The organism is Paenibacillus sp. 01T422 (genome assembly GCF_056398785.1).
Window position 1 is genome coordinate 1 of sequence record NZ_JBFTQB010000684.1, and the last position, 3586, is coordinate 3586.

The window sequence follows — 3586 nt, forward strand, 5'->3', positions numbered from 1 at the left end:
CATATGGATCAAGGGGGGAATCAAGACATGATTGAAATTCAAGGGGTCAGCAAAACGTTCAAGGAGCGGGATGGTGGTGCCTTTACAGCCGTTGAGAACGTCTCTTTCTCTGTTCAGAAAGGAGAATTTGTATCGATCCTGGGGCCGTCCGGCTGTGGAAAATCAACCTTGCTTAATTTGGTTGCTGGGCTGGAGCAGACGGAAACAGGGAAGATTGAAGTTCTTGGGAAAACAATTCTGGGACCGGGTACGGACCGGATTGTCGTTTTTCAAGAGCACACCTTATTTCCGTGGCTGACGGTTCTTGAGAATGTTTCTTTCGGATTGAAGCAGCGAGGGATGAAGAAAAAGGAGCGCTATGAGCTGGCAATGGAGCAGATGAAGCTTGTCCACCTTAGCAAATTCGCCGACCGCTACCCGCATGAGCTTTCCGGAGGCATGAAACAGAGAGTAGCAATTGCCAGAGCGCTTGTAATGGACCCAGACATTTTGCTGATGGATGAGCCGTTTGCAGCACTTGATGAGCAGACCAGGCTGCTCTTGCACAAAGAACTTGAGGAAATTTGGATGAAAACGCGCAAAACCGTACTTTTTATTACACATAACATTCGGGAAGCTGTCCTGCTGTCCGATCGTGTGCTTGTGATGTCAACCAGGCCGGGCAGGATTAAGAAAGAGTATGAGATTCAGGCAGCCAGGCCGCGAAATGCAACGGATTCGGTGCTGCATCATATTGAAGGACGCATCATGGATACATTAGCGGATGAGCTGGAGAAAGTAGCAAGGGAGGAGCATGGCGATGACTACCAGATTCAGAGGAGCAATCTTTCTCATCCTTCTGGTCATTTTATGGGAGACAGCATATAGGGTATTCAATTGGGGCTGGATGTTTCCCTCTGCGCTGCAGACAGCTCGAACCTTCTATGAAGGCATCATTCATGGGCATCTGCTCGAAGCAATTGGCGGTAGTCTTCGCCGCATTCTCATTGCGTTTGCGCTCTCTTGCGTCATCGGAATGACACTAGGTGTGATTTTTGCCCGAAACCGGTTGGTGGATGAGACCTTTGGCTTTCTGGTGGTCGCTTTGCAGACAATTCCCAGTATCGCTTGGTTGCCCTTCGCTATTATCTGGTTCGGTCTGAATGACTTTTCGGTCATTTTTATTACCACCATTGGAGCAACATGGACGATGACGATCGCCACAAGGACCGGAATCAAGAATATTCCACCTTTGTATATCAAAGCAGCCCAAATGTATGGAACCGGCCGAGGGATTAAACTTTTCTATCAAGTGATGATTCCTGCTTCGGTTCCTCATCTTATCATGGGAATGCGAATGGCGTGGGCGTTCGCTTGGCGAGCACTTGTCTCTGGAGAGCTGATTGCACGTGGTATCGGACTTGGGCAAATGCTGCAGGAAGGCCGTAATATCGGTGATACATCGCTGATGCTGTGCATTGTGATTGCCATTGCCGTCATCGGTACCTTATCTGATCGATTTTTCTTCAAGCGTATGGAGGATCGGGTATTAATCAAATACGGCTTGAATGGCATTAAAGCTTAATTCTATGAGCAAGAAAAGGAGATTTAATATGAAGAAAACTCGATCATTTTATCTGGTAGTAGTTCTGTTGACAACTACTCTCTTAGCTGCCTGTGGTATAGGAGCTTCAGGAGGCAGCAAGGAGCAGACATCAGCATCAAGTCAACCGGCTGGACTCTCGACAATAAGAGTCGGTCTGCTCAAAAATGTGACCCACGCCCCTGCCTTCGTGGCAATTAAAAACGGTTATTTCCAAAAGCAATTTGGCAATAACGTCAAGGTCGAGATCGTTGGCTTCGACAATGGCTCCGATTTCTCCACGGCCATGGCCACTGGTCAGATTGATATCGGCTTTGTGGGACCTAGTCCAGTGACCAACCAGTATGTTCGAAGCAAAAATATCAAAATTATCTCTGGCTCCAATAACGGAGGCGCGGTGTTGGTTGCCAGAAACGACGCTGGCATTTCCAATGTCAAGGATTTGGCAGGAAAGACAGCGGTCATCCCGACGAAAGGCAGCACCAATGAAATTTCCCTACGTCTGCTGCTCGAACAGGAAGGCTTAAAAGTAACTACCGATACTTCCGGTGTGCAATTAATTACGATGGCGCCGGCTGATACGCTGGTGGCGATGAAGCAGAAGCAGGTGGATGTTGCACTGCTGCCTGAACCTTGGGGAACGCAAATTGTAAGCGAAGGCATCGGGAAAATCATTGTCGATTGGAATAAGGTACCGCCGAATAATGGCGATTATCCATTAACTATTTTGGTAGCGAACGATAAATTCTTGAAGGAGCATCGCAACGAGGCGAAAGCGGCGATTCGCGCCAATATCGAGGCAATCGAGTTTATCCAGAAAAATCCGGAAGCAACCTATCAAATCGTTAGCGATGAGTTAAAGGAATTGACAGGTAAGGGCTTGGCACTGGAACTAATCAAGGCTGCATTAGATCATCTTAGATTGACAACAGATGTGGATAAAGCTTCGCTGGAGACAATGGCCAAGGTTGCCATAGATGCGGGCTATATGAAGGGGATTGAGAAGAACTCGCTGGATTTGAGCGACATGCTCGATTTGTCTTTGCTGCAAGAAGTAAAAAGCGGGAAATAATAGACCTTTAACGCAGGAGGAATGAAACATGCAGATACAGCCACAAGAAAATCTTCAGCCCGATTTCCATGAGGATATGAAAGTAATTATACTCGGCACAGGCACTCCAAGAGCATTTTATGGGAGAGCTAAGCCCGCTGTGGCCGTACTTGCGGGTCATAAGGTGTTTCTGGTAGATTGTGGTGGCGGTGTTGTGGACCAACTGATCAAGGCAGGGGTCATGCCGCAGAGGGTGTCCGATGTGCTATTTACACATCATCATTACGATCACAATGGCGGGTTTTTCGATGTGTTTATTACAAGCTGGCGAACACATATTACCCCTGAGCGTGTATTCGAGGGACGATCAACGCCGATGCAGGTTTACGGCCCCGAGACAACCAAAGAAATTATCGGTAAAATGCGAGAATCCTTCGAGTTCGATGTTAAGCTCCGTGTCAGCTACAATTTGTCGGATGAAGCGGGGGCCCGTATCGAATATACCGAACGCAATGAGGGAGTTGTCTACGAGAAGGACGGAATCAAGATTACTGCTTTTGAAGTGGATCACCGCCCAGTCTATCCTGCGGTCGCATATAAATTTGAGTACAACGGGAAGTCGATCGTTATTTCCGGGGATACGATTCCTGTAGCAAACATGTTGAAGTACAGTCAAGGTGTCGATCTTTTGCTGCACGAGGCGTATAACAAAGAATGGTTGGATACGCTGATTCAGCAATATCCGGCCTATGGCAAAGCGTTATCCAACCCAGCCAAGTATCACACGACAACATTGGAGGCGGCCGAAATTGCCAAGCAAGCAGGTGTGAAACATCTGGTGCTTACTCATCATATTCCGGCACCGGCGGCTAATGAGGCTGCAGAAGAGGCGTATATCAGTGGGATGCGGGATATTTATCAAGGACCGATTACAGTAGGACGCGACCTGATGG

General features: G+C 47.9%; 4 protein-coding genes. All 4 read left to right on the forward strand.

All coding sequences use genetic code 11. The features are described from left to right. Positions 1-3: 3 nt before the first annotated feature. Positions 4-867 carry an ABC transporter ATP-binding protein gene (locus AC1DUA_RS28870; protein ID WP_477503035.1) on the forward strand — a complete coding sequence of 288 codons (864 nt, stop codon included), beginning with the start codon at positions 4-6 and terminating at the stop codon, positions 865-867. Continuing rightward, positions 800-1564, forward strand: coding sequence for an ABC transporter permease (locus AC1DUA_RS28875; RefSeq protein ID WP_477503032.1), 765 nt, complete (start codon positions 800-802; stop codon positions 1562-1564). The genes AC1DUA_RS28870 and AC1DUA_RS28875 overlap by 68 nt, the downstream gene beginning before the upstream one ends. A 28-nt stretch (positions 1565-1592) precedes the next feature. Then, positions 1593-2654, forward strand: a complete 1062-nt coding sequence (locus AC1DUA_RS28880) for an ABC transporter substrate-binding protein (RefSeq protein WP_477503033.1) — start codon at positions 1593-1595, stop codon at positions 2652-2654. A gap of 28 nt (positions 2655-2682) precedes the next feature. Then, positions 2683-3586: MBL fold metallo-hydrolase (locus AC1DUA_RS28885; protein ID WP_477503034.1), on the forward strand; the 904-nt coding region annotated here is incomplete at its 3' end.

Coding starts and splice junctions, on each gene's coding strand:
- AC1DUA_RS28870 (WP_477503035.1), top strand. CDS start 4: ATGGATCAAGGGGGGAATCAAGACATGATTGAAATTCAAGGGGTCAGC.
- AC1DUA_RS28880 (WP_477503033.1), top strand. CDS start 1,593: ATGAAGAAAACTCGATCATTTTATCTGGTAGTAGTTCTGTTGACAACT.
- AC1DUA_RS28875 (WP_477503032.1), top strand. CDS start 800: ATGACTACCAGATTCAGAGGAGCAATCTTTCTCATCCTTCTGGTCATT.